Origin of the sequence: Microbacterium psychrotolerans (assembly GCF_031085295.1) — a bacterium.
Taxonomy (GTDB): Bacteria; Actinomycetota; Actinomycetes; order Actinomycetales; family Microbacteriaceae; genus Microbacterium; species Microbacterium psychrotolerans.
Window position 1 is genome coordinate 454,252 of record NZ_JAVFWO010000002.1, and the last position, 23,413, is coordinate 477,664.

19 protein-coding genes are annotated in these 23,413 nt (G+C 71.1%); 13 read left to right on the forward strand and 6 right to left on the reverse strand.

Annotated elements, in window-relative coordinates:
* Positions 1–9 precede the first annotated feature (9 nt).
* The 3 genes from Q9R08_RS06850 to Q9R08_RS06860 are packed head-to-tail and all read left to right on the forward strand — an operon-like array spanning position 10 to position 4,023.
* Positions 10–1,095: a zinc-binding metallopeptidase family protein gene (locus Q9R08_RS06850; protein WP_308867140.1), complete on the forward strand. Its 1,086-nt coding sequence runs from the start codon at positions 10–12 to the stop codon at positions 1,093–1,095.
* Positions 1,092–2,768 carry an acyl-CoA dehydrogenase family protein gene (locus tag Q9R08_RS06855; RefSeq protein WP_308867141.1) on the forward strand — a complete coding sequence of 559 codons (1,677 nt, stop codon included), beginning with the start codon at positions 1,092–1,094 and terminating at the stop codon, positions 2,766–2,768. Before Q9R08_RS06850 ends, Q9R08_RS06855 begins: the two co-directional genes overlap by 4 nt.
* A gap of 52 nt (positions 2,769–2,820) precedes the next feature.
* Positions 2,821–4,023, forward strand: coding sequence for a glycoside hydrolase family 3 N-terminal domain-containing protein (locus Q9R08_RS06860; protein WP_308867142.1), 1,203 nt, complete (start codon positions 2,821–2,823; stop codon positions 4,021–4,023).
* A 2-nt stretch (positions 4,024–4,025) separates the two neighbouring features.
* Here Q9R08_RS06860 and Q9R08_RS06865 read toward each other — a convergent pair whose 3' ends face one another.
* From Q9R08_RS06865 to Q9R08_RS06880, 4 genes are read right to left on the reverse strand one after another with little or no spacing between them, the layout of a single operon-like run.
* Positions 4,026–4,898, reverse strand: coding sequence for a 3-methyladenine DNA glycosylase (locus tag Q9R08_RS06865; protein WP_308867143.1), 873 nt, complete (start codon positions 4,896–4,898; stop codon positions 4,026–4,028).
* 46 nt (positions 4,899–4,944) lie between these two features.
* A complete protein-coding gene (locus Q9R08_RS06870; protein ID WP_308867144.1) occupies positions 4,945–5,658 on the reverse strand; it encodes an SOS response-associated peptidase in 714 nt (237 codons plus the stop codon).
* Positions 5,659–5,686: 28 nt separating this feature from the next.
* A complete protein-coding gene (locus Q9R08_RS06875; protein ID WP_308867145.1) occupies positions 5,687–6,742 on the reverse strand; it encodes an App1 family protein in 1,056 nt (351 codons plus the stop codon).
* Between the two features lie 4 nt (positions 6,743–6,746).
* Positions 6,747–7,424 (reverse strand): DedA family protein, encoded by a 678-nt coding sequence (locus Q9R08_RS06880; protein ID WP_308867146.1) that lies wholly within the window; start codon positions 7,422–7,424, stop codon positions 6,747–6,749.
* 42 nt (positions 7,425–7,466) lie between these two features.
* Between Q9R08_RS06880 and Q9R08_RS06885 the strand changes: the two genes are divergently transcribed.
* The 5 genes from Q9R08_RS06885 (at position 7,467) to holA (ending at position 15,679) form a co-directional block, all read left to right on the forward strand.
* Positions 7,467–8,786: an anthranilate synthase component I family protein gene (locus Q9R08_RS06885; RefSeq protein WP_308867147.1), complete on the forward strand. Its 1,320-nt coding sequence runs from the start codon at positions 7,467–7,469 to the stop codon at positions 8,784–8,786.
* A gap of 62 nt (positions 8,787–8,848) precedes the next feature.
* Positions 8,849–11,449, forward strand: coding sequence for a leucine--tRNA ligase (gene leuS, locus Q9R08_RS06890; RefSeq protein ID WP_418001320.1), 2,601 nt, complete (start codon positions 8,849–8,851; stop codon positions 11,447–11,449).
* A gap of 91 nt (positions 11,450–11,540) precedes the next feature.
* The gene (locus tag Q9R08_RS06895; protein WP_308867149.1) at positions 11,541–12,158 is read left to right on the forward strand and encodes a ComEA family DNA-binding protein; all 618 of its coding nucleotides are present in this window, start codon (positions 11,541–11,543) and stop codon (positions 12,156–12,158) included.
* A 1-nt stretch (position 12,159) separates the two neighbouring features.
* Positions 12,160–14,547 carry a ComEC/Rec2 family competence protein gene (locus Q9R08_RS06900; RefSeq protein WP_308867150.1) on the forward strand — a complete coding sequence of 796 codons (2,388 nt, stop codon included), beginning with the start codon at positions 12,160–12,162 and terminating at the stop codon, positions 14,545–14,547.
* A 94-nt stretch (positions 14,548–14,641) separates the two neighbouring features.
* Positions 14,642–15,679 carry a DNA polymerase III subunit delta gene (gene holA / locus Q9R08_RS06905; RefSeq protein ID WP_308867151.1) on the forward strand — a complete coding sequence of 346 codons (1,038 nt, stop codon included), beginning with the start codon at positions 14,642–14,644 and terminating at the stop codon, positions 15,677–15,679.
* Positions 15,680–15,791: 112 nt separating this feature from the next.
* On the opposite strand, the gene rpsT is transcribed toward holA, so the two are convergent.
* Positions 15,792–16,052, reverse strand: a complete 261-nt coding sequence (rpsT, locus tag Q9R08_RS06910) for a 30S ribosomal protein S20 (protein ID WP_163617239.1) — start codon at positions 16,050–16,052, stop codon at positions 15,792–15,794.
* A 216-nt stretch (positions 16,053–16,268) separates the two neighbouring features.
* On the opposite strand from rpsT, the gene Q9R08_RS06915 reads away from it, so the two are divergent.
* Complete coding sequence (locus tag Q9R08_RS06915) at positions 16,269–17,645, forward strand: GH1 family beta-glucosidase (RefSeq protein WP_308867152.1); 1,377 nt, start codon at positions 16,269–16,271, stop codon at positions 17,643–17,645.
* Complete coding sequence (locus Q9R08_RS06920; RefSeq protein WP_308867154.1) at positions 17,642–18,892, forward strand: MFS transporter; 1,251 nt, start codon at positions 17,642–17,644, stop codon at positions 18,890–18,892. The genes Q9R08_RS06915 and Q9R08_RS06920 overlap by 4 nt, the downstream gene beginning before the upstream one ends.
* On the opposite strand, the gene Q9R08_RS06925 is transcribed toward Q9R08_RS06920, so the two are convergent.
* Entirely contained in the window at positions 18,881–19,606 is a 726-nt protein-coding gene (locus Q9R08_RS06925) for an alpha/beta fold hydrolase (RefSeq protein ID WP_308867155.1), read from the reverse strand. The two genes, Q9R08_RS06920 and Q9R08_RS06925, sit on opposite strands and share 12 nt — an antisense overlap.
* 40 nt (positions 19,607–19,646) lie before the next feature.
* Between Q9R08_RS06925 and Q9R08_RS06930 the strand changes: the two genes are divergently transcribed.
* The 3 genes from Q9R08_RS06930 to Q9R08_RS06940 all read left to right on the forward strand — a co-directional run bounded on the left by Q9R08_RS06930 (position 19,647) and on the right by Q9R08_RS06940 (position 23,406).
* Positions 19,647–20,789: a pyridoxal phosphate-dependent aminotransferase gene (locus Q9R08_RS06930; RefSeq protein WP_308867156.1), complete on the forward strand. Its 1,143-nt coding sequence runs from the start codon at positions 19,647–19,649 to the stop codon at positions 20,787–20,789.
* A 105-nt stretch (positions 20,790–20,894) separates the two neighbouring features.
* A complete protein-coding gene (lepA, locus tag Q9R08_RS06935) occupies positions 20,895–22,745 on the forward strand; it encodes a translation elongation factor 4 (protein WP_308867157.1) in 1,851 nt (616 codons plus the stop codon).
* Between the two features lie 10 nt (positions 22,746–22,755).
* Positions 22,756–23,406, forward strand: coding sequence for a DUF1990 family protein (locus Q9R08_RS06940; RefSeq protein WP_308867158.1), 651 nt, complete (start codon positions 22,756–22,758; stop codon positions 23,404–23,406).
* Positions 23,407–23,413 lie beyond the last annotated feature (7 nt).

Genomic DNA, 23,413 nt, shown 5'->3' on the forward strand with positions numbered 1-23,413 from the left:
GGTGAGACCGTGAGCTCGCAGCCCCGCTGTCCGCATTGTCGCCACTTCGTCTACCTCGACACCCTGCGGTGTCCGAACTGCGAGGCCGAGATCGGCTACCACCTGCAGACGCGCGAGTTCCACGGTATCCGACACGGTCAGGTCACCATCGACGGCGAGAACTGGTACACGTGCTCGAACCGCGAGTGGGCGTGCAACTGGCTGGTGTGGGAGAACGCGCCGGCAGGCCGCTGCTTCTCGTGCCGCCTCACCCGCCGCCAGCCGGCCAGTAACGACACCGTCGCGCTCGAGAAGCTGGCGAAGACGGAGGAGGCGAAGCGGCGCCTGATCCTCCAGCTCGCGGACCTCGGCCTGCCGATCGTCGGCTGGGACGTCCAGAAGGGCGGACTCGGGTTCGACCTCATCTCGAGCCTGTCCGACGGCAAGCCCGTCACGATCGGGCACGCCAACGGCATCATCACGATCGACCTGGCCGAGAGCCTCGACGACCGGAGAGAGGCGCTGCGCGTGCGGCTCGGCGAGCCTTACCGGACGATCCTCGGGCACCTCCGGCACGAGGTCGGCCACTACTACCAGAACGTGCTGCTCACCGACGACGAGCTGTGGGCCCGCTGCCGTGAGCTGTTCGGCGACGAGCGCACGAGCTACCGTGACGCGTTGAAGCGTCACTACCGGGTCGGTGCGCCGTCCGACTGGAGCCATTCGTTCATCTCTGAGTACGCGACGATGCATCCGTGGGAGGACTTCGCCGAGACGTTCGCTCACTACCTTCACATCACCGGCACCCTCCAGACCGCGGCAGTCATCGGCATCCACCTCGACGCGTCGGTGACCAACCTCCGCGACACGGATGTCGTGCCGCTCGACTCCTATGAGCGCGAGCCGATCCAGCGGCTGCTCACCGACTGGGAGTGGCTGTCGCAGGGATTCAACCGCATCAACCGCTCGATGGGCTTCGGCGACCTCTACCCGTTCACGATCGTGACGCCGGTGCGCCACAAACTCGCGTTCGTCCACGACATCGTGACGCGGGCCCCGCTCAGCCCGGGAGAGCAGTACGCCCTCGCGATGGCGGTGGAGACGGAGCGGTCATGACCTCGTTCGCGCGAGGGCAGCGGGTGATCGGCGCGGCGACGCACTACGTCGAGAACCAGCCGCCCTGGCGCGTCGATGTCGACGAGTACGCGCTCAACGCGCCGCTGGGCGGCGCCGTTCGCGCGTTCGGCGCCGACTGGGCGCAGGACGGGCTGCGCGAGGCCGGGGGAGTGGTGGGCTCGGGCTCGTTCCAGCGCGACGCGGAGCTCGCGAACATCCACACACCCGTCGCGTACTCGCACGACCGCTGGGGCTACCGTCTCGACGAGGTCGAGTACGACCCTTCGTATCACCGTGTGATCGGCGAGGCCATCGCCCGCGGGGCGCACACCTCGGCCTGGGCCGACCCGCGGCCGGGCGCGCACGTCGCGCGCGCAGCCATGTTCATGCTCTTCGCGCAGGTCGAACCGGGGCACGCCTGCCCCGTCTCGATGACCCACGCCGCGGTCGCCTCGATCAAGGGCTCGCCCTGGATCGCCGACACCTGGCTGCCGCGACTGCACTCCCGCCAGTACGAGGCGCGTCTCATCGTCGAGGGCGAGAAGGCCAGTGCGCTCATCGGGATGGCGATGACCGAGAAGCAGGGCGGCTCCGACGTGCGCGCCGGCACGACCGTCGGCGAGTCGATGGGCGGTCACGCGTACCAGCTCACCGGCCACAAGTGGTTCTGCTCGGCGCCGATGTCGGACGGATTCCTCGTGCTGGCGCAGACGCGCCGCAGCGGGGTCGACGAGGGGCTGACCTGCCTGTTCGTGCCCCGTGTCCTGCCGCACGGCATGCGCAACGTTTTCCGCATCCAGAGGCTGAAGGACAAGCTCGGCAACCGCTCCAACGCCTCGGCGGAGGTCGAGTTCGACGGCACCGTCGGATTCCTCGTCGGAGAGCCTGGCAGGGGGGTGCGCACCATCATCGAGATGGTGCAGCGCACCCGCCTCGACTGCGTGCTCGGCACCGCGGCCGGCATGCGGCAGTCCCTCGCCGAGGCGCTCTGGCACGCCCGCGGGCGTGCGGCGTTCGGCGCGCTGCTGGTGGATCAGCCCGCTATGACCGGCGTGCTCGCCGACCTCGCACTCGAGTACGAGGCGGCCATGCTCACGGGCATGCGTCTCGCACAGCTCTTCGAAGCGGAGGCGTCAGATCGCGACGTCGCCCTCCGTCGCCTCGCGACCCCGGTGTCGAAGTACTGGGTGTGCAAGCGCGGCCCGCAGCACGCGTACGAGGCGCTGGAATGCCTGGGCGGCAACGGCTACACCGAGTCGTTCCCGCTCGCCCGCCGTTACCGCGAGCAGCCCGTGATGGCGATCTGGGAGGGCTCGGGCAACGTCATCGCCCTCGACGTGCTGCGCGCGCTCACGCGCGACCGCGACTCGGGCGACGCGTTCGCCGACGAGCTCGGGAGTACCGCGGGCGCCTCCGTCGCGCTCGATCGCCACGTCGACCGCACGCTGGGCCTGCTGCAGCGGCTGACGGCGGATCCGGGTGAGGCAGCGTCGCAGGCCCGCCGGCTCAGCGAGGATCTGGCGTTGGCGTTCCAGGCGTCGCTCATGCTGCGACACGCGCCGGGGCGCGACGCGGAGGCCTTCATCGCCGCGCGTCTGGGCGAGGAGCGCGGTGCGCAGTACGGCGTGCTGCCGATCGGAACGGATGCCGCGGCCATCGTCGCGCGCCACTGACGTCGCCTACCGTTCCCAGTCCCCTTGCACGCAGCACGCATAGGCTTGCCGGATGACTTCTGCGCCGCGCTTCGCCCTGCTCGCGGCGGTCGTGGCGCTCGCCGCGATGTGCGCGTCGTGCGCCCCGGGGCCGGCTGTGCAGCCGTCGGCGTCGCCGTCACGGACGGTCTCGGCCGCGCCGGAGCCGTCGTCCACGCCCGAGGCGACGCCGGCCGAAGCGACCGTGAGGGAGATGTCCCTGCGCGAGCGTGCGGCGAGCGTCGTGATGGGGCACATCCCGACCACGGATGCCGCCGCCCTCCACGCCTACATGGCGTCCTCCGGCGTCGGCGGCTTCCTCCTGATGGGGGCTAACATCCCGGGCGACGAAGCGGCGCTCCAGACGATCACCGCCGCACTCACGGTGGACCCGGCACGACCCCCGCTCATCGCTGTGGATCAGGAGGGCGGCGACGTGTCGCGCCTGCCCTGGGATGGCTTCCCCGCCCCGCTCGACCTGCAGCAGGCCGACCCGCCGGCCGCCGAGGCGGCGTTCGCCGGCCGTGCGGCGCTCGTACGCCAGGCTGGGATCCTGGTGAACTTCGGCATCGTGGCGGACGTCACGGCCGACGCCGACTCGTTCATCCACCGGCGCGTGCTCGGAACCACGCCTGACGCCGCCTCGGCGCGCGTGGCCGCCGCCGTGCGGGGAGAGGAGGGCTCGGTGTTCTCGACGCTCAAGCACTTCCCCGGGCATGGCGCTGCCCCCGGCGACTCGCACACCGCGATCCCGTCGACCGCCCTGACGCTGGACCAGTGGCGTGCCGCGGACGCGCTCCCGTTCCAGGCCGGCATCGACGCCGGCGCCGAGCTGCTGATGTTCGGCCACCTGGCCTACACCGCCGTCGATCCCACGCCTGCGAGCCTGTCGCCCGAGTGGCACCGGATCGCGCGGGAGGAGCTCGGCTTCGACGGGGTGACCATCACGGACGACCTGGGAATGCTGCAGGGTTCGGGGCAGCCGCAGTACGCGGATCCGGTCGCCAACGCCGTCGCCGCTCTGGCGGCGGGCAACGACATGGTCCTGACGGTGGTGTACTCGACGCCCGACACGGCGCCCCGCGTCGTCGACGGCATCGTGGCCGCCGTGGAGTCGGGCGCCCTGCCGGCCGAACGGCTCGAGGAAGCGGCGACACGCGTGATGGAGTTGCGCCTCGCCGTCGCCGAGGCCGGCGATGGCGACCTGCCCTGCACGACCTGCGCCCCGACGGACTGAGCTCAGCCCGCCGAGACGTCGATCAGTCGCCGCCGGATCACTCCGCCGCGGTCGGCGAACGTCCGCTGGGCGCGCACGTAGGCGGCCTTGCCCTCGGCCGTCTCGATGGGCACGGCGTCGTAGCCCCAGTCGGCGAGGTCGTACGGCGAGGCGCGCATGTCGAGCACCCGGATGTCGCGGGCGAGCTCGAATGCGTCGAGGAGCAGCTCGCCTGGAACGAGCGGTCCGAGCTTCACCGCCCACTTGTACAGGTCCATCCCGGCGTGAAGGCACCCGGGCTGCTCGAGATCCGCCTGCCGTTCCCGCGTCGGGGTCTCCCGGTTGCGGGGCGCCGCCTCGGGCGTGAAGAAGCGGAACGCGTCGAAGTGCGTGCAGCGCAGCTCGTGGACCTCGACGACGGCGTCGGTCGCGTCCTGCCCGAGTCGCAGCGGCACCGGATGCCGGTGCTGCGGCTGACGGTAAACCATCGCCCACTCGTGCAGCCCGAAGCAGCCGAAGCCGGGGGCGCGGTCGGCGGTGGCGCGGAGGATCCTGCACACGTTCGCGACCAGGGCGCCCCGTTCGGCGCGGAAGCCCGCCCCGTCGACGGAGATCGAATCCTCCGTCATGCCGGGTCGGTACCAGCGCCAGGCGGCCCGCGGGTCGGCGGCGGCATCCGCCAGTTCCACGCCCTCGCCCGGATGCCACCGGTGCAGCACCGAGGGCTTGTACGAGTAGTAGGTGAAGAGGAAGTCCTCGACCGGGTGCGCTTCGCCGCGCGCCGCGCGCTCACGATGGGCGCTCGTCAGCGCCCGGGCACGGGCCTCGTGCGCCGCTTCGCTCGCACGCCAGACGTCGCCCGCGAGCACCGGGACGGCAGGAGGCGCGATCGTCACCGTACGAGGATACGCGGGTGGTCCCGCCCGCCCGCCCCTCAGCGGGTCAGGGCTCCACCGGCTCGATGAGCTCGGGGGAGTTGTTGCGGACGTTGCCCACGGCCTTCGAGACCTCGTGGTCCTCGAGCGTGTCGGCGAGGGCGGGGGCTGCGTCGATCGCCGCGTCGAGCACGTCGCGCACGTTGTCGGTGGTCGGATCGAGCCAGGCGTCCGCGTGATCAGGATCGAGGAAGAGCGGCATCCGGTCGTGGATGGAGCCGAGGTGCCCGATCGAGTCGCGGGTGAGGATCGTGAAGCTGAGCAGCCACCGCTCGGGGTCGTCGTCGCCCTTGGTCTTGTCGCGCCACCACTCGTAGAGCCCGGCGAGGAACAGCGGCTCGCCGTCGGCCGGATGGATGAAGTGCGGGACCTTGACGCCGTCGACGTTCTTCCACTCGTAATAGCCGGATGTCGGCACCACCGCCCGCCGCTTCTCGAGCGCACTGCGGAACATCGGCTTGTCTTCGAGCTCCTCCGCGCGTGCGTTGAAGGCGCGCGCGCCGATCTTGGTGTCCTTCGCCCAGGACGGGATCAGCCCCCAGCGGGCCGCCTCCAGTCGCCGCGTGGGCGGCTCGGTCTTGGCCGAGTCCAGCACGATCGCGGCGCGATTCGTGGGTGCGACATTGAAAGACGGCTCCGGCAGGTCGTCGCCCTCGACATCGACACGCAGCACCCCGACGAGCTCGGAACCGGCACTGGCCACTACGAAGCGTCCGCACATGCGGCAAGCCTACGCGCGGGCTCCGACGTCAGACCGTCGCGGTACCGGTGCTTCCCAGCACGCCGACGGACTCGAGCCGCTCCAGGAGGCCGGCTCCGTCGTTGTCGCTCACCCAGGGCACCTCGGCCGCGGCGTGGTCGTTGACGGCGGTGCGCCCGCCCGCGAGGACCGCCTCGGCGGGGGAGAGGCGGCGGATGGCGACCGCGACCACTCGCGAGGGATGCTCGTCGGTGAAGGTCGTGTAGATGGAGTCGTCGTGCTGGCCGTCGTCGCCGATCAGGAGCCACCGCACGTGCGGGAACTCTTCGGCGAGACGGCGGAGGTTCGACAGCTTGTGCGCCCGGCCGCTGCGGAACCACCGGTCGTGGGTAGGCCCCCAGTCGGTGAGCAGGAGCGCCCCCGGCGGGAACACGTGGCGGCTCAGGAACCGGATCAGGGTCGGGGCGATGTTCCACGCGCCGGTCGACAGGTAGACCAGCGGCGCTCCGGGGTTCTCGCGCACGACGCGTTCCATCAGCACGGCCATGCCCGGAACCGGCTGACGCGCGTGCTCGTCGACGACGAAGGAGTTCCAGGCCGCCAGCAGCGGACGGGGGATCGCCGTGACCATCACGGTGTCGTCGACGTCCGACACGATGCCGAACCGCACGTCGGGAGCGACCACGAACGCGCGCGTCTCGATCGGCTCGCCGCCTTCGACCGACATCGTGAACGTCTGCCAGCCCGGCTCGAGAGCCGCCGGCAGACGGGTGTCGATCACTCCGCCGCGGTCGGCGACGACCTCGTGCTCGACGCCCGCGATGGTCACCGTGACCTGCGCGTACCCGATCGGCACGGCCACGAAGCTGCGCCAGCCGCGCACCCCGGCATACTCGCCGCCCTCGGAGACCTTCGCCGGCGGCACGATCATGACGCGACCCAGCACGCGCACCCATCCCGGACCGCCGTACCCGGGGAACGGGGTCACCGTGGGCTTCTGGCCACGCCGGCGCGCACGGCGCTCGCGCCACGCGTGGAACCCGTACTCCAGGCGTGCGAGCCACAGAACCTTGGCGCGCACGGGCTGGGGATCCGTCTGAGGCATCCCCTCAGTCTTTCACGTCCGCAACGGACGCCTCGTCCGGACCCTCGTGGTCGAGGTGCTTGCGCTCGGCCCGCTCGATGACCTTCTTGCTGACGAACACGAGCACCAGGAACAGGACGATGACGCCGACGAAGATGTAGCCCGCGTAGTGGAGCTGGTCGGCGAGCTCACGGTACGTGCCGGCGGCGAGGGCCACCACCGAGATGTAAAGGGTGGACCAGATCACGCATGCGGGGATCGTCCACGCGAGGAAGCGCCGGTACGGATAGCCGCTCATGCCCACCGTCAGCGGCACCAGCGAGTGCAGCACCGGGAGGAATCTCGAGATGAAGATCGCGGGGCCGCCACGGCGGCGCAGGTACCTCTCGGAGCGTTCCCAGTTCGCCTCCCCGATGCGGCTGCCCAGCCGCGAGTGCTGGATCTTCGGGCCGAGGAACCGGCCGAGCCAGAAGCCGATGCTCTCCCCGATGAGGGCTCCCACCACGACCGCGACGCCCAGCAGCACCCCCTCGAGCGGAGATGCGACGGCCGTGCCGGCAACGATGACGATGGTGTCGCCGGGCACCACGAGCCCGATGAGCACGCTCGTCTCGAGCATCATCGCGAAGCCCGCGAGAAGGGTTCTCACCACCGGATCGACGCTCTGAACGGCGTCGAGCAGCCAGGTGAGGAACTCGTTCACGCCACGAGCCTAGAGGCCGCTGCGCCCCTCTAACCTGGGAACATGTCGGAGACCCTCGCCGCCGCGCGCATCGCGCAGTGGGTGGATCCGGCATCCGTCTTCGCCACCCTGTTCGCGCAGGAGCCGCACGCCTTCTGGTTGGATGCCGGACCCGGCGCCGCCGCCGGCTGGAGCTGGATGGGCAGCGGCACGCCCGACGACCCGGCGCGCGCCACGGCCACCGTGTGCAGCGGCGAGTCCGGCGATGACGGCCGGCGCGAGATCCCGTTCCGCGGCGGGTGGGTCGGCTGGACGGGCTACGACGACGCGGCCGCGCGGGCGGGTGCGCCCTCCTTCCGCGACGCCGACGGCGTGCCGCAGGACCTCTGGCTGCGGGTGAATCGGCTCGTCGCCTTCGAACACGACACGCAGCGGATCCACGTGTTCACCTCGTCGGACGATCTCCCTGGGCTGGCGGCGGCGCTCACCGCCGCCGCGGCGGCGCCGGAACCGCCGGTCGCCCTCGGTCGGGCACTCGCGAGCGCTCGGCACACACCTGATGAGTACGCCGGCCTCATCGAGCGCTGTCGCGACGCGATCCGCGAGGGTGACGCCTATCAGCTGTGCCTGACGACACGGTTCGAGGTGGCGGCGTCCGTCGACCCGGTCGAGGCGTACGGGCGACTGCGTCGAGCGACCCCCGCGCACCACGGCGGGTTTCTGCGCTCGGGGGAGATCGCGCTGCTCAGTGCCAGTCCCGAGCGCTTCCTCCACGTGGCGCCGAGCGGCGACGGGGCCGGCATCGTCCGCACCCGGCCGATCAAGGGGACGCGGCCGCGAGGCGCGGATCCGGCGAGCGATGCCGCGCTCGCCCACGAGCTGCGCGCGAGCGAGAAGGAGCGCGCCGAGAACGTCATGATCGTCGACCTCATGCGCAACGATCTCTCGCGTGTGTGCCTGCCCGGCACCGTCGGCGTCGACGCGCTCCTCGAGGTGGAGTCGTACCCCGCCGTGCATCAGCTCGTCAGCACGGTGTCCGGCCGCCTGGTGCCGGGCACGACGGTCGGCGACCTGCTCGAGGCGACCTTCCCCGCGGGCTCCATGACGGGTGCCCCCAAGCTCTCCGCCATGACGATCCTGCATGGCCTCGAGGCGGCGCCTCGCGGCGTGTTCTCGGGCTGCTTCGGCTGGATCGGCGACGACGGCGGGCTCGACCTCGCCATGGTGATCCGCTCCATCGTCGTCCGCCGCGACAGCGCCTACGTCGGAGCCGGGGGCGGCATCACGTGGCGATCGGATGCCGCGGCCGAGGTCGCCGAGGTCGGCATCAAGGCGCGCGCGCCCTTGGCGGCGCTGGGGGCCGCGCTGCCGCCCGGCTGGTGAACCCGCCGTTCCGCTAACCTGGAAGACGCGCTTCGCGCGCTGCGCGCGCTTCCCGGCATCCCATGATTGGTACTTCCCTCGTGAGTCACACCGACACCCCCGTCACCTCTGCGCCCGCGGAGGGCTACGACGCGTACTCGATCCAGCAGAAGTGGCAGGCGCGCTGGGCCGAGGCCGACCCGTTCCGCGCCGGCGGCGCGGACGACACGCGTCCGCGGAAGTACGTGCTCGGGATGTTCCCGTACCCGTCGGGCGACCTGCACATGGGGCACGCCGAGAGCTACGCCTACGTCGACATCGTGGCGCGGTTCTGGCGCCACCGCGGCTACAACGTCCTGAACCCGATCGGATGGGACTCGTTCGGCCTGCCCGCCGAGAACGCGGCCATCCAGCGCGGCGCCGACCCGCGCGAGTGGACCTACGCGAACATCGAGCAGCACAAGAAGAGCTTCCGCGAGTACGGCTCGTCGTACGACTGGAGCCGCATCCTCCACACCAGCGACCCGGAGTACTACCACTGGAACCAGTGGCTCTTCCAGCGCCTCTACGAGCGCGGCCTGGCCTACCGCAAGGAGAGCCCGGTCAACTGGTGCCCGAACGACCAGACCGTGCTCGCCAACGAGCAGGTCATCGACGGGCACTGCGAGCGGTGCGGTGCCGAGGTGATCAAGAAGAAGCTCACGCAGTGGTACTTCAAGATCACCGAGTACGCGGACCGGTTGCTGGACGACCTCAATCAGCTCGAGGGCTTCTGGCCCCAGAAGGTCATCCGCATGCAGCGGAACTGGATCGGCCGCTCGGTGGGCGCCGACATCGACTTCGAGATCGAGGGCCGTGCCGACAAGGTCACCGTCTTCTCGACGCGCCCCGACACGCTCCACGGGGCGACCTTCATGGTCGTCGCACCAGACAGCGACCTGGCCGCCGAACTGGCCGCAGGCTCGTCCGCCGAGGTGCGCATGCGCTTCCAGGACTACCTCGAGAGCGTCCAGCGCGAGACCGAGATCGAGCGGCAGAGCACCGACCGCCCCAAGACCGGCGTCTTCCTCGACCGGTTCGCGATCAACCCGATCAACGGCGACCGCCTGCCGATCTGGGCCGCCGACTACGTGCTCGCCGACTACGGGCACGGTGCCGTCATGGCCGTGCCCGCACACGACCAGCGCGACCTCGACTTCGCGCGCGCCTTCGATCTGCCGGTCAAGGTCGTCGTCGACACCACCGCACCGATCACCGGCGCCATCCCCGTCATCGAGCTCGACGACGACGGCGTGCCGATCGATCCGGGCCCGCTCGATTCGCTGTCCGACATCGATCCGGCGCGCACCGGCATCGCGCTCACCGGCGAGGGGCGGCTGATCAACTCCGGGTCGCTGGACGGCCTGTCGAAGCGGAACGCCATCGCGCGCATCATCGAGCAGCTCGAGGCCGCCGGCACGGGCCGTGCGGCGAAGTCGTACCGCCTGCGCGACTGGCTCATCTCGCGCCAGCGCTTCTGGGGCACCCCGATCCCGATGATCCACACCGAGGACGGCCGCATCGTGCCCGTCCCCGCCGACCAGCTGCCGCTGCGCCTGCCCGACGCGCAGGGCCTCGACCTCGCGCCGAAGGGGACGTCGCCGCTCGGCGGCGCGACCGAGTGGATGCAGACGACCGACCCCGAGACGGGGGAGCCGGCACTGCGCGACCCCGACACGATGGACACGTTCGTCGACAGCTCGTGGTACTTCCTGCGGTTCCTCGCGCCGAAGGACGCCACCGAGGCGTTCTCGTCGCGCGAGGCGGACCGCTGGGCGCCGGTCGATTCCTACATCGGCGGCGTCGAGCACGCGATCCTGCACCTGCTGTACGCGCGCTTCATCACCAAGGTCCTCTTCGACATGGGGCTGATCGACTTCACCGAGCCCTTCTCCAGCCTGATCAACCAGGGCATGGTGCTCCTGGACGGCTCGAAGATGTCGAAGTCCAAGGGCAACCTGGTCGAGTTCGCGTCGAGCATGGTCGATCCGGGCGCCGACGCCGTGCGCGTGGCGATCGCCTTCGCCGGACCGGTCGAGGACGACATCAACTGGGAGGACGTGTCGACCACCGGCGCCCAGAAGTTCCTGGCGCGCGCCTGGCGCGTCGCCACGGACGTCACGAGCGACCCCGACGTCGTCTGGGCGGAGGGCGATGCGTCGCTGCGCCGGGTGACGCACCGGCTGCTCGCCGACGCCCCGGGCCTCGTCGAGCAGACGAAGTTCAACGTCGTCGTCGCACGCCTCATGGAGCTGGTCAACGCGACGCGCAAGGTGATCGACACCGGCGCAGGCCCGGCGGACCCTGCGGTGCGCGAGGCCGCCGAGGCGACCGCGATGATCCTCGACCTGTTCGCCCCGCACCTCGCGGAGGAGATGTGGCAGATCCTCGGCTACGACGGCTTCGTCGGTCTCGTGCCGTGGCGTAACGCCGACCCGACCCTCCTCGTCGAGGAGAGCGTGACGGCGATCGTGCAGGTCGACGGCAAGGTGCGCGGCACCCTGCAGGTCGCCGCCCGCATCGACGCCGCAGAGCTCGAACGCCTCGCCCGCGCCGACGAGAAGGTGGTCCGTGCCCTCGGCGACCGTGAGATCACCCGCACCGTCGTGCGGCCGCCCAAGGTCGTGAGCTTCAGCACGCACTGACCTTCCTCCCCAGGAAGGCGGCGTCGGGGAAAGTCCACATCCCTGCGCCGGCGCGCCGACCGGCTGTCACCGGCCACTTAGCGTGAATCCGGTGACAGCCGGTGACCGCGACGAGCCGCCCGCGGCGCATCGCTCGGCGGCGCGGCGCCGTATCGGGATCGGCGCCGTCGTCGTGCTCGTGATCGCGGCACTGGCCATCACGGTGGGCATCGGCATCCTGCGCGGTGCGCTGGCGCCGGTCGACGAGATCGTCGTCGAGCAGACGCCGGCTGCGGTCGCCACGACGGGGGCCGACCTCTACGTGCACGTGTCGGGGGCGGTGCGCGTCCCGGGACTGTACGTGCTTCCCGTCGGCGCCCGCGTCGTGGACGCGGTGGCCGCGGCGGGCGGTTTCGCCGACGACGCCGACCGTGATGCGGTGAACCTCGCCCGGACCCTCGACGACGGCGAACAGCTGCCCGTGCCCCGCGAGGGCGAGGCGCCGCCGGTCGGTGGGACCGCCGCCGCACCCGCCGACGGTCGGGTCGACCTCAACACCGCGGATGCCGCGCTGCTCGAGACGCTGCCACGCATCGGCCCGGCCCTCGCCGAGCGGATCATCGCGTGGCGCGACGACAACGGCGGCTTCACCAGCATCGAAGACCTCCTGGCGGTGCCGGGCATCGGCGACAAGATGCTGGAGTCCCTCCGCGACCTCGTGACGGTGTGAGATGCCGCGGGCCCCGGCGCTGAGACTGGTACCCGTCGCCGGGATGTGCTGGGCGACGGCCGGTGCCTCGGCCCTCGTGCCCGCCGCCGCGCACTGGATCGCCCTCGCCCTGTGGGCGATCGTCGCGTCGACCACCCTCGCCGTCCTGATCCTGAGTGACGGTACGAGATCCCTCCCGCGCCCCGCGCAGCATCCGCAGCCGCTCCGGATGCCGCGCCATGCGCTGCGGCGCATCCTGGTGGTCGCGGTGCTCGCCGCCGCCGCTTCGGCAGCGGCCGCCTCCCACGTCGCCTGGGCCCAGCCTGCGCGCGCGAGCATCGCCGACCTGGCGATCGACGGCGGACGCGCCGTCGAGGTGCGCGCACAGGTCGTCGGCAAGGTCGAGCGCCGCGCAGACGGGACGCTCTCGTTCGATGCCCGGACGTCGCAGATCGCGATCGGCGCCGAGACGCATGCGGCCGATGTCGACGTCACCGTGCGCGTTGCCGGGGACGACGTGGATCGTCTCCGGCAACTCGACGTCGGCGCCGCGGTCGACGCCCGCGGCACCGCGGCACCCGGCCGTCCCGCCGAGCGGTCGGCGATGGTGCTGTGGGCCTCCCGCGGCGTCGACGTCGTGCGCCCACCGGAGGGTCTCACCGCAGTAGCCGCCGACCTTCGCCACGGGCTCCTCCGCGCGGTGGCGGGTCTGCCGGGTATGGGCGCCGGCCTCGTGCCGGGACTGGCGGTCGGCGACACCTCGCTCGTGTCGCCGACGCTCGACACGGCGATGAAGGCGGCGTCCCTGTCGCACCTCACAGCGGTGTCGGGCGCGAACTGTGCGCTCGTCGTCGGCATCGCCTTCGCCCTGGCCGCCGCGTGCGGTGCGTCAAGGGGTGGGCGTGTCGTGTGCGGTCTCGTCGTGCTCGTGGGCTTCGTGGTGCTGGTCACGCCGGAGCCCAGTGTGGTGCGCGCCGCCGCCATGGCCGCCATCGCGATGCTCGCGGTGCTGCTCGGCCGGGCCGGGGTCGGGATCGCCCTCCTGTCCACGGCGGTGACGGTGCTTCTCATCGCCGATCCCTGGCTCGCGGCTTCGCTCGGCTTCGCGCTCTCGGCAGCAGCGACGGCCGCGCTGCTGCTGTGCGCGCGGCCGCTCGCGGCGGGCCTCGCTCATCATGTTCCCCGGCCCCTGGCGCTGGCGGTGGCCATGCCGCTCGCCGCCCAACTCGCCTGCGGGCCACTGCTCATCCTCATCGAGCCCACCGTGCCCGTCTACGGCGTGATCGCGAACCTCCTCGCAGGTCCTGCGGCACCGGTCGCGACGGTGCTCGGGCTGGCCGCGTGTGCTGCGGCGCCCCTGCCCTGGCTGCAGTCCGGTCTCGCAGCTCTCGCGTGGGTGCCGGCATCCTGGATCGCGGCGACGGCGACCACGACAGCCGTCCTGCCCGGCGGCGCGCTGCCATGGCTGGAGGGGTGGCCCGGAGCTGTGGCTCTGGCGATCCTCGGGCTGGCGATCGGGCTGGTCGTCGTGCGGGGGCGGGGAGCGTCGCGTATACAGCGGCTGGCTCGAGCAGGATCGGTCTGCCTCGTGGCGGTGGTCACCGGCGCCGCGCTGGGCGCGGGCGCGCTCACCTCGATCGCAGGCCGGTGGACACTGCCCGCCGACTGGGCGGTGCTCGCCTGCGACGTCGGCCAGGGCGACGCGGTGCTGCTCCGTTCGGCCGGGGCCACCGCGCTCATCGACACGGGCCCCGCTCCCGAGCCGCTCGCCGCCTGTCTCTCGCGGGCCGGGATCGAGCGCATCGACCTGCTTGTGCTGACCCACTACGACCTCGACCACATCGGCGGTCTCGCGGCGGTGCGCGGCCGGGTCGGCAGCGTGCTCCACGGTCCCGGCGACGCCGAGGGCAAGGCGCAGATCGCCGCGCTGACGGCACAGGGAGCGCGGGCGACAGAGGCATCCGCGGGCCTCACCGGCTCGCTCGGCGAGGCCCGGTGGCGTGTGCTCTGGCCGAAGCCCGACAGCCGGGCGTTCCCGGTGGGCAACGACGCCAGCGTCGTCGTCGACGTGCGCGGCGGCGGCATTCCGCCCACACTGGCGCTCGGCGACCTGTCCGCGTCGCCGCAGCGCGTGCTCACGGCATCCGGCGCGCTCGCACCCCCTTACGCCATCGTCAAGGTCGCCCATCACGGCAGTGCTGACCAGGATGCCGAGCTGTACCTCGCCGCCCAGCCCGCGGTGGCCCTCGTCACGGTCGGGATCGACAACGACTACGACCACCCGCGATCGGAGACGCTCACGATCCTCGACACCGTGGGCGCGCGGATCGTGCGCACCGACCAAGACGGCGCGATCGCGCTCTGGTCGTCGGACGGAGCCGTCGCGATCTGGCGCGAACGCGGCGGCTGAGCGACCGTGTCTTCGGCGACGTAGACGGGTCCCGCTGCAGCGGCGCCGACGTGCGCCGACGTTCGCCGTCGGTGGTCGTCGGTAGGCTGGGGGAATGGCTTCTCCCGCTCGCCGAGCCCCCGCGAAGGCGGCGCGCAGCGCCATTCCCCAGCTGTCGTGGCGGGCGCCCCAGCCCGCGCCGATCGTGCTGGTGTCGGGTCCCGAAGAGGTCTGCGCCGAGCGGGCGATCGCGGGGGTGCGGGACTATCTGCGCGCCGAGGATCCGACGCTCGAAGTCTCCGACATCCGCGCCGACGACTACACCGCGGGAACCCTCTTGGGCGTCACGTCACCATCGCTGTTCGGCGAGCCGCGCCTGGTGCGCGTGAGCGGTGTGGAGAAGTGCTCCGACACCTTCCTGGCCGAAGCCGTCTCGTACCTGTCGGCGCCGCAGGACGGCGCGACCGTGGTGCTCCGTCACACCGGTGCCAGCGTCCGCGGCAAGAAGCTGCTCGACGCGATCCGCGCCGGGGAGGGCTCCGGCGTCGAGATCGCATGTCCTGCGGTCAAGCGCGACTCCGATCGCTTCGACTTCGCCGCGGGGGAGTTCCAGGCGGCCAAGAAGCGCATCGCACCCACCGCCCTGCGCGCGCTCGTGTCGGCCTTCGCCGACGACCTCACCGAGCTCGCCGCCGCGTGCCAGCAGCTCATCGCCGACGTGCCGGGCGACATCACCGACCAGATCGTCGAGCGCTACTACGGCGGCCGTGTCGAGACCTCGGCGTTCACGGTCGCCGACACCGCGATCGCCGGCCGCTACGGCGAGGCGCTGATCGCCCTCCGCCACGCACTCGCCTCGGGTGCCGACCCCGTCCCGTTGGTCGCGGCGGTGGCCATGAAGCTGCGCACCATGGCGCGGGTGGCGGGCAACCGCGAGCCCTCGGCGGCTCTCGCGGCCCGGCTGGGCATGAAGGACTGGCAGGTCGATCGCGCCCGCCGCGACCTGATGGGGTGGAACGAAGAGAGCCTGGGCCGCGCGATCCAGGCGACGGCGAGGGCGGATGCCGAGGTCAAGGGCGGCTCTCGCGATGCGGTCTTCGCCCTCGAGCGCATGATCACGGTCATCGCGACGCGCGCGCCGTACGGCGCCTGAACGCGGGTACGCGAAAGGCCCACCCCGTGACGGGACGGGCCTTTTCGACGCATGCTCACCGGGCGATCTCGCGGCCGGTCGCGACCTCACGGCCGCGGAGCGTGTCGAAGTCTCAGAGCGCGGAGACCTGCTTGGCGATGGCCGACTTGCGGTTCGCCGCCTGGTTCTTGTGGATGACGCCCTTGCTGACGGCCTTGTCGAGCTTCTTGGACGCCGTGCCCAGAGCCTTCTCGGCGGCGGCCTTGTCGCCCGCGGCGATGGCCTCGCGGGTGCGACGGACGTGCGTCTTCAGCTCGCTCTTGACGGCCTTGTTGCGCTCGCGCGCCTTCTCGTTGGTCTTGTTGCGCTTGATCTGCGACTTGATGTTCGCCACGTGTCGACGTTCTTTCGTTCGAAGGGAATCGGATGGATGTGCCGGTCAGCGAGAGAGGGGCGCTTCGCGACGGTCGTGAGGGCGAACCCACACGCAAGCCAAACAAGGATTCTATCAGGTCGGTCGACGTGCCACGGACGCCCGGACGCGTGCATGCGGCAGGGGCACGATGATGCATGATCTAGGCGTGGGTGCGTGCACCCGAGGCGTGCGTCCATGACGAAGGAGTCCACCGTGCCGCAGCATCCGTCCGTCGACCTCGCACCGTTCCCGCCGGGCTTCCGGTGGTCCGCGGCGACCGCTGCGTTCCAGGTGGAGGGCTCGCGCACCGCCGACGGACGCGGCCGCTCGATCTGGGACGACTTCGTCGACGCTCCCGGCGCCGTCCGCGACGCCGCGACAGCGGACCCGGGCCCCGACAGCTATCGGCGACACCGCGAAGACGTCGCGCTGCTCGCAGGTCTGGGCGTCGACCGCTACCGCTTCTCGATCTCCTGGGTGCGCGTGCAGCCCGAGCCGGGCGGCCCGGTCCTGCAGGCGGGACTCGACTACTACCGCCGCCTCGCCGACGACCTTCTCGATGTCGGCGTCACCCCGTTCGCGACGCTGTACCACTGGGACCTGCCGAGCGCGATCGAAGAGCAGGGTGGATGGCTGTCGCGCGACACCGCGGAGCGCTTCGGCGAGTACGCCGCGGTCGTGGCCGAGGCTCTGGGCGATCGCATCCTTCACTGGTACACGCTCAACGAACCCGTCTCGACGTCGCTGCAGGGCTATGCCGTCGGCACGCTCGCGCCGGGTCGTCAGCTGCTGTTCGGCTCGCTGCCCACCGTCCACCATCAGCTTCTCGCCCACGGTCTGGCGCAGCGGGCGCTGCGAGCCGCGGGCGCCGAGGAGGTCGGCATCGTCAACAACCACACGCTCGTGCTGCCCGCGAGCGGGGCGGATGCCGACGTCACCGCCGCCGCGGTGTACGACGTGCTCCACAACCGGGTCTTCGCCGAGCCGGTGCTCGTCGGGTCGTACCCCGACCTGGAGGCGTTCGGCATCCCGCCGATGCCGGTCGAGGACGGCGACCTCGAGCTGATCTCGGCGCCCGGAGACTTCTACGGCATCAATTTCTACAATCCGACGACGGTCGCGGACGCCGCGCAGGGCAGCCCCGTCCCGTTCGAGATCGTTCCCACGCCGGGCGCACCCGTCACCGGGTTCGGTCCGGAATGGCCCATCGTGCCCGCTTCGCTCACCGAGCTCCTGCTCGACTTCCGCGAACGCTATGGCGACCGCCTTCCTCCGCTTGTGATCGGTGAGAACGGCGCCTCGTTCCCCGAGCCCGAGCATGTCGACGGCCCCGTCGGCGACGGGGACCGCATCGCGTATCTCGCCGGCCACATCGACGCCCTCGGCGCTGCCGTGCGCGCGGGCGTCGACGTGCGCGAGTACACCGTGTGGTCGCTGCTCGACAACTTCGAGTGGGCCGAGGGGTGGTCGCAGCGCTTCGGGCTGGTGCACGTCGACTTCGACACGGCGCAGCGCACGCCGAAGGCGTCGTTCGACTGGTACCGCTCGCTCATCGCCGAGGCGCGCTCGTGAGCGCGCGGCAGCGCGGCAAGGTCGGCGCGAGCTGGTTCACGCTCTTCACCCTGGCGTGGCTCGCGCTGTGGACGGTGCAGCTGACGCCGCTGCAGCTGCTGATACCCCTGCAGCTCGACACCCCCGACGACGCCGCGGGCTGGGTGTCGGGGGTGGTCTCGTCCGGACTCGTCCTGGCCATCGGCGGCGTCGCGGGTGTCATCGCCGCCCCGCTGGCGGGTGGACTGTCCGACCGCACGCGCGGACGATGGGGACGACGGCGGCCGTGGGCGCTCGGGGGGGTCTGGCTCGGCACGGCCTCCCTCACGGCCATCGCGTTCGCGTCGGGTCCCTGGGGCGTGGGTCTCGCGTGGGTCGGCGTCTCGGTGGGCGTCGCCGTCGCCTCGGCGGCCTTCACCGCACTGATCGCCGACCAGCTGACGACCCAGCGAGGCGCAGCATCCGCAGCCGTCTCCTCCTCGCAGGCGCTCGGAATCGTGGTCGGTGTGGGGGTGATCGTGCTCCTGGAGCTCGGTGTCGTGGTCGGCTACCTCGCGCTCGCCGGCTTCCTCGTCGTCGTGGGGACCATCGCGGCCCTGCTCCTTCCCGACCCGCCCGCGCGCGCCGAGGTGTCCGCGGCGCGGGAGGTCAGGACGCTGCGCGAGCGCCTCGCCGCGCTGCGCGACCGCGACTTCGCCTGGCTGCTCGCGGGTCGGCTGACGGTCAACATCGGCAATGCGCTCGGAACCGGGCTGCTGCTGTTCTTCCTCCTGTACGGCCTGCACCGGGATGCCGCGACCGCCGAGGACGAGCTGCTGCTGCTGATCCTCGTGTACACGCTGTTCGTCGTCGTGTCGTCCATCGTGTCGGGCTGGATCTCCGATCGCACCGGTCGGCGTCTTCCGTTCGTGGTGTGGCCGGCCGTGATCCAGGGGCTCGCGTCGATCCTCCTCGTCGTGGCGCCGTCGCTCACCTCGGCCATGATCGCCGCCGCCCTCCTCGGCGTCGGCTACGGGGCCTACATGTCGGTGAGTCTGGCCCTGGGCACCGACCTGCTTCCGTACGCGGAGGACCACGCCCGCGACCTGGGCTTCGTCAACGTCTCGGCGAGCCTGGGTCAGCTCATCGGCCCGCTTCTCGGCGCCGGGCTGGTGGCGCTCGTCGGCGGCTTCTGGCTGCTCTTCCTCGTGGGCGGGGTCCTGTCGATCGTCGGCGGTTTCATGACCTATGCGATCCGCATGCGCGATCGCACGACATCAGCGGTCTGAGGACTCCAGGGTCGTCAGTGCCACCTCGAGGAGGGCGTCGAACACGCGCGGGCGCATCACGGTGACGTGGTGCGTCGTGCGGGGCACGACGACGAGCTCGGCATGCTGCGCGATGCGCATGAACAGCTTCTCGTTCACCCGGAGCTGGTCGTACTGCCCGTTGACGAACCACAGCGGCACGTCGATGCGATGGAGCGCGGCGAGCAGGTCCAGCACCGACAGGCTGCGCAGCGCGGTGTCCTGCGCATCCAGCGCGTAGCCGCCGGCGCCGAAGTCGGCGCGGGTCTCATCGGGAAGGATCCGATCGAGCATGCGGTCCGTCAGCCACATGCCGCGATCGGGCAGGGAGTCGAAGCCGCGCGCGAGCATGCGGTAGGCCGCGAGGCCCACACTCCGGGGGATGGCGGTGCACGATGCCGCGATGAGACCCGCGACGGGAGGCGGATCCTCCGCGCCCACGTATTCGACGCACAGCAGTCCGCCCATCGAGTGCCCCGAGAGCAGGACCGGTCCGCGCGCGGCTGCGGAGCGCACCGCGCCGTCGATCGTCGCCATCGCCGATTCGAGCGTGAACTCCTCGGCCATGCGCGATCCGTGACCGGGCAGGTCGACGGCGGTGACCGGCGTGCCGCGGTCGGTCAGGTAATCGACCTGGGCGCGCCACATCGTCGCGGACGTCCGGATGCCGTGGACGAGCACGACCTGGACCACCATGACGACAGGCTAGCCGTGGGCGCCGCCTTAGCATGGCGGCATGCCCGAGATCGCTCCGCACATCGCGCACATGCCCGGCTCGGGGGTGCGCCACATCCTCGAGCGTGCACTGCGCCGACCCGGCACGATCATCCTCGCGGTGGGCGAGCCGGGCGAGGTCGCGCCCGACAGGATCCGGGACGCCGCGGCCGACGCCTGGCGTGCCGGCGCCATCCGCTACACGCCCAACGGCGGCATCCCGCCGCTCCGGGACGCGATCCGCGAGAAGCTCGCGCGTGAGAACGGCCTCGACGTCGACACCGAGCAGATCTGGGTCACCGTCGGCGCCACGCAGGCGCTCCATCTGGCAATGGCGCTCACGCTGTCGCACGGCGACGAGGTGCTGGTGCCGGATCCCGGCTACACCACGTTCACCATGAACGCCCACCTGCTGCAGGCGGTGCCCGTGCCCTATCCGCTGCACCCGGAACGGGACTTCCAGCCGGACCTCGCGGAGCTCGAGTCGCTCGTGACGCCGCGCACGCGTGCGCTGATTGTGAACACGCCCTCCAACCCGCTGGGCTCCACCTTCGATCGTTCGACGCTGGAAGCACTCATCTCGCTGGCCCGGCGGCACGACCTGTGGATCCTCAGCGACGAGGTGTACGAGCGGTTCACGTGGGGAGCCCCGCACGTGAGTCCCGCGACGCTCGATCGCGACGGCCGGGTGCTGTCGGTGTTCTCGATGTCGAAGACGTACGCCATGACGGGCGCCCGTGTGGGCTGGCTCGTCACGCCTCCGGGCTGGCGGCAGACGATGCTGCGCGTGCAGGAGTCCGTCGTCAGCTGCGTCGACGAGCCGTCGCAGCGGGCCGCGACCGAGGCGCTCACCGGCGACCAGGGCGCCGTGTCGCAGAGCGCCGCGCACTATCGTGACAACCTCGCCGCCGCCACCGCACTGCTGTCGACGCGGGGTCTGCGCCACCTGACGCCCACCGGCGCGTTCTATCTGTGGATCGACGTCTCGCACGTCTCGCAGGGTGACGTCATGGCGTGGTGCGAGCGATTCCTCGACGAGCAGGGGGTCGCCGTCGCGCCGGGGAGTGCGTTCGGCGCATCGGGGGAGGGCTGGATCCGCGTGTGCCTGGCCAGCGACCGCAGCGAACTGCTCGAGGGCCTGAGCCGACTGCCCGCACCCGCCTGACGGGCGCCCGGCGCATCGCGCGGACCCCGCTCGCCGAGAGCCCCGCCGTCACAGCCCGGCGACTCGCAGAGTCTCGGCATCCCGCACCCGTACAATCGTCTGGACATGTCACCCCGCGCCCTGAAGCCCCTCGAGCCCTCCGCCACGCCGCCCGAGCTGATCCGCAACTTCTGCATCATCGCCCACATCGACCACGGCAAGTCGACGTTGGCCGACCGCATGCTGCAGATCACCGGCGTCGTCTCCGACCGCGATATGCGTGCGCAGTACCTCGACCGCATGGACATCGAGCGCGAGCGCGGCATCACGATCAAGTCGCAGGCGGTGCGGATGCCGTGGGCGACCGGCGATCAGACGTTCGCGCTGAACATGATCGACACGCCCGGCCACGTCGATTTCACCTACGAGGTCTCGCGGTCGCTCGCCGCGTGCGAGGGCGCGATCCTGCTCGTCGACGCGGCACAGGGGATCGAGGCGCAGACGCTCGCGAACCTGTACCTGGCGCTCGAGAACGACCTGCACATCATCCCCGTGCTCAACAAGATCGACCTGCCGGCGGCCGATCCCGACAAGTTCGCCGCAGAGCTGGCGAACCTCATCGGCGGCTCGCCCGACGACGTGCTGCGCGTGTCGGGCAAGACCGGAATGGGCGTCGAGACGCTCCTCGACCGCATCGTCGAGCAGATCCCGGCACCCAGGGGGAATGCGGATGCGCCGGCCCGCGCCATGATCTTCGACTCCGTGTACGACTCCTACCGCGGCGTGGTGACGTACGTCCGCATGGTCGACGGCAAGCTGGAGCCGCGCGAACGCATCCAGATGATGTCGACGAAGGCCACGCACGACCTCCTCGAGATCGGCGTGTCGAGCCCCGAGCCCGTCCCGACGAGAGGGCTCGGCGTCGGCGAGGTGGGCTACCTCATCACCGGTGTGAAGGACGTTCGCCAGTCCAAGGTCGGCGACACCATCACCACCGCGCGCAAGCCCGCCGTCGATGCGCTCGCGGGCTACACCGATCCCAAGCCGATGGTCTTCTCGGGCGTCTACCCGATCGACGGCAGCGACTACGGCGACCTGCGCGAGGCCCTCGACAAGCTGAAGCTCTCGGACGCGTCGCTGCAGTACGAGCCCGAGACGTCGGTCGCGCTGGGCTTCGGCTTCCGGTGCGGCTTCCTGGGCCTGCTGCACCTCGAGATCATCACCGAGCGGCTCGCGCGCGAGTTCGACCTCGACCTCATCACCACCGCGCCCTCCGTCATCTACGAGGTCACCACCGACACCGGCGAGCAGGTCACGGTCACGAACCCGAGCGAGTATCCCGACGGGCGCGTGGCCACGGTGAGCGAGCCCGTCGTCAAGGCCGCCATCCTGACGCCGAAGGACTACGTCGGCACCGTCATGGAGCTGTGCCAGTCGCGTCGCGGCCAGCTGCTGGGCATGGAGTACTTCAGCGAGGAACGCGTCGAGCTGCGCTACAACATGCCGCTCGGCGAGATCGTTTTCGACTTCTTCGACCAGCTGAAGTCCCGCACCCAGGGCTACGCGAGTCTGGACTACGAGCCCGCGGGCAGCCAGGAAGCCGACCTGGTGAAGGTCGACATCCTGCTGCAGGGCGACAAGGTCGACGCGTTCAGCTCGATCGTCCACCGTGAGAAGGCGTACGCCTACGGCACGATGATGACCGAGCGCCTGCGCAAGCTGATCCCGCGCCAGCAGTTCGAGGTGCCCATCCAGGCGGCGATCGGCGCGCGCATCATCGCGCGCGAGAACATCCGTGCCATGCGCAAGGACGTCCTCGCCAAGTGCTACGGCGGCGACATCACGCGCAAGCGCAAGCTCCTCGAGAAGCAGAAGGAGGGCAAGAAGCGCATGAAGATGGTCGGTCGCGTGGAGGTCCCCCAGGAGGCGTTCATCGCCGCGCTCTCGGGTGACGTCGAGGGCAAGGGCGCCAAGTAGGCTGGTCTGCATGCGTCGAGGAACCTTCCGTGACGACACCGTCGACTACGCCGCCGTCGGGGCGACGCAGGCGCCGGATCTGATGCACTACCCGCCGGAGCGCAGCATCCCGGCGGAGGAGTCGTGGCGCATCGGCAGCGGCGAAGCCCGATTCCGCGCCGCCGGCGAAGCGCTGCTGTCGTGGACCGCCCAACGCGGCGCCGGCCTCGAACTGAGCGACGTGCGGCCCGCCTCCGGCCCCATGTACTCGGGCGTCAGCTTCGACGCCGAGGGCACCCCGGTCGCTCCCAGCCGCACGGAGGCCGAGCAGCGCTTCGACGCCGACGGCACGCCGTACGTGAGCGCAGGCACGACCATCCGCGTCGACGGCCGCGTCAAAGGCCTGCGGGCCGACGCGGAGCTGCGTGTCATCTTCGCCGTAGAGGAGCCCCGTCGCATCGGCTTCGCGCTGGGCACGGTGAGCGACTCGGTCGTCAGCGGCGAAGAGTCGTTCATGCTCGACTGGTACGACAACGACGAGGTGTGGTTCACGGTGCGTGCGTTCGACGCACCCCGTGCCGTCCTCTATCGCGTACTGCCGGGGCTCACCAAGCGCCGTCGGCGCGAGCTGTTCACGCGGTACCTGCGCGCCATCTCGCCGCTGTACACGACTCCCGCGTGAGGCGCTG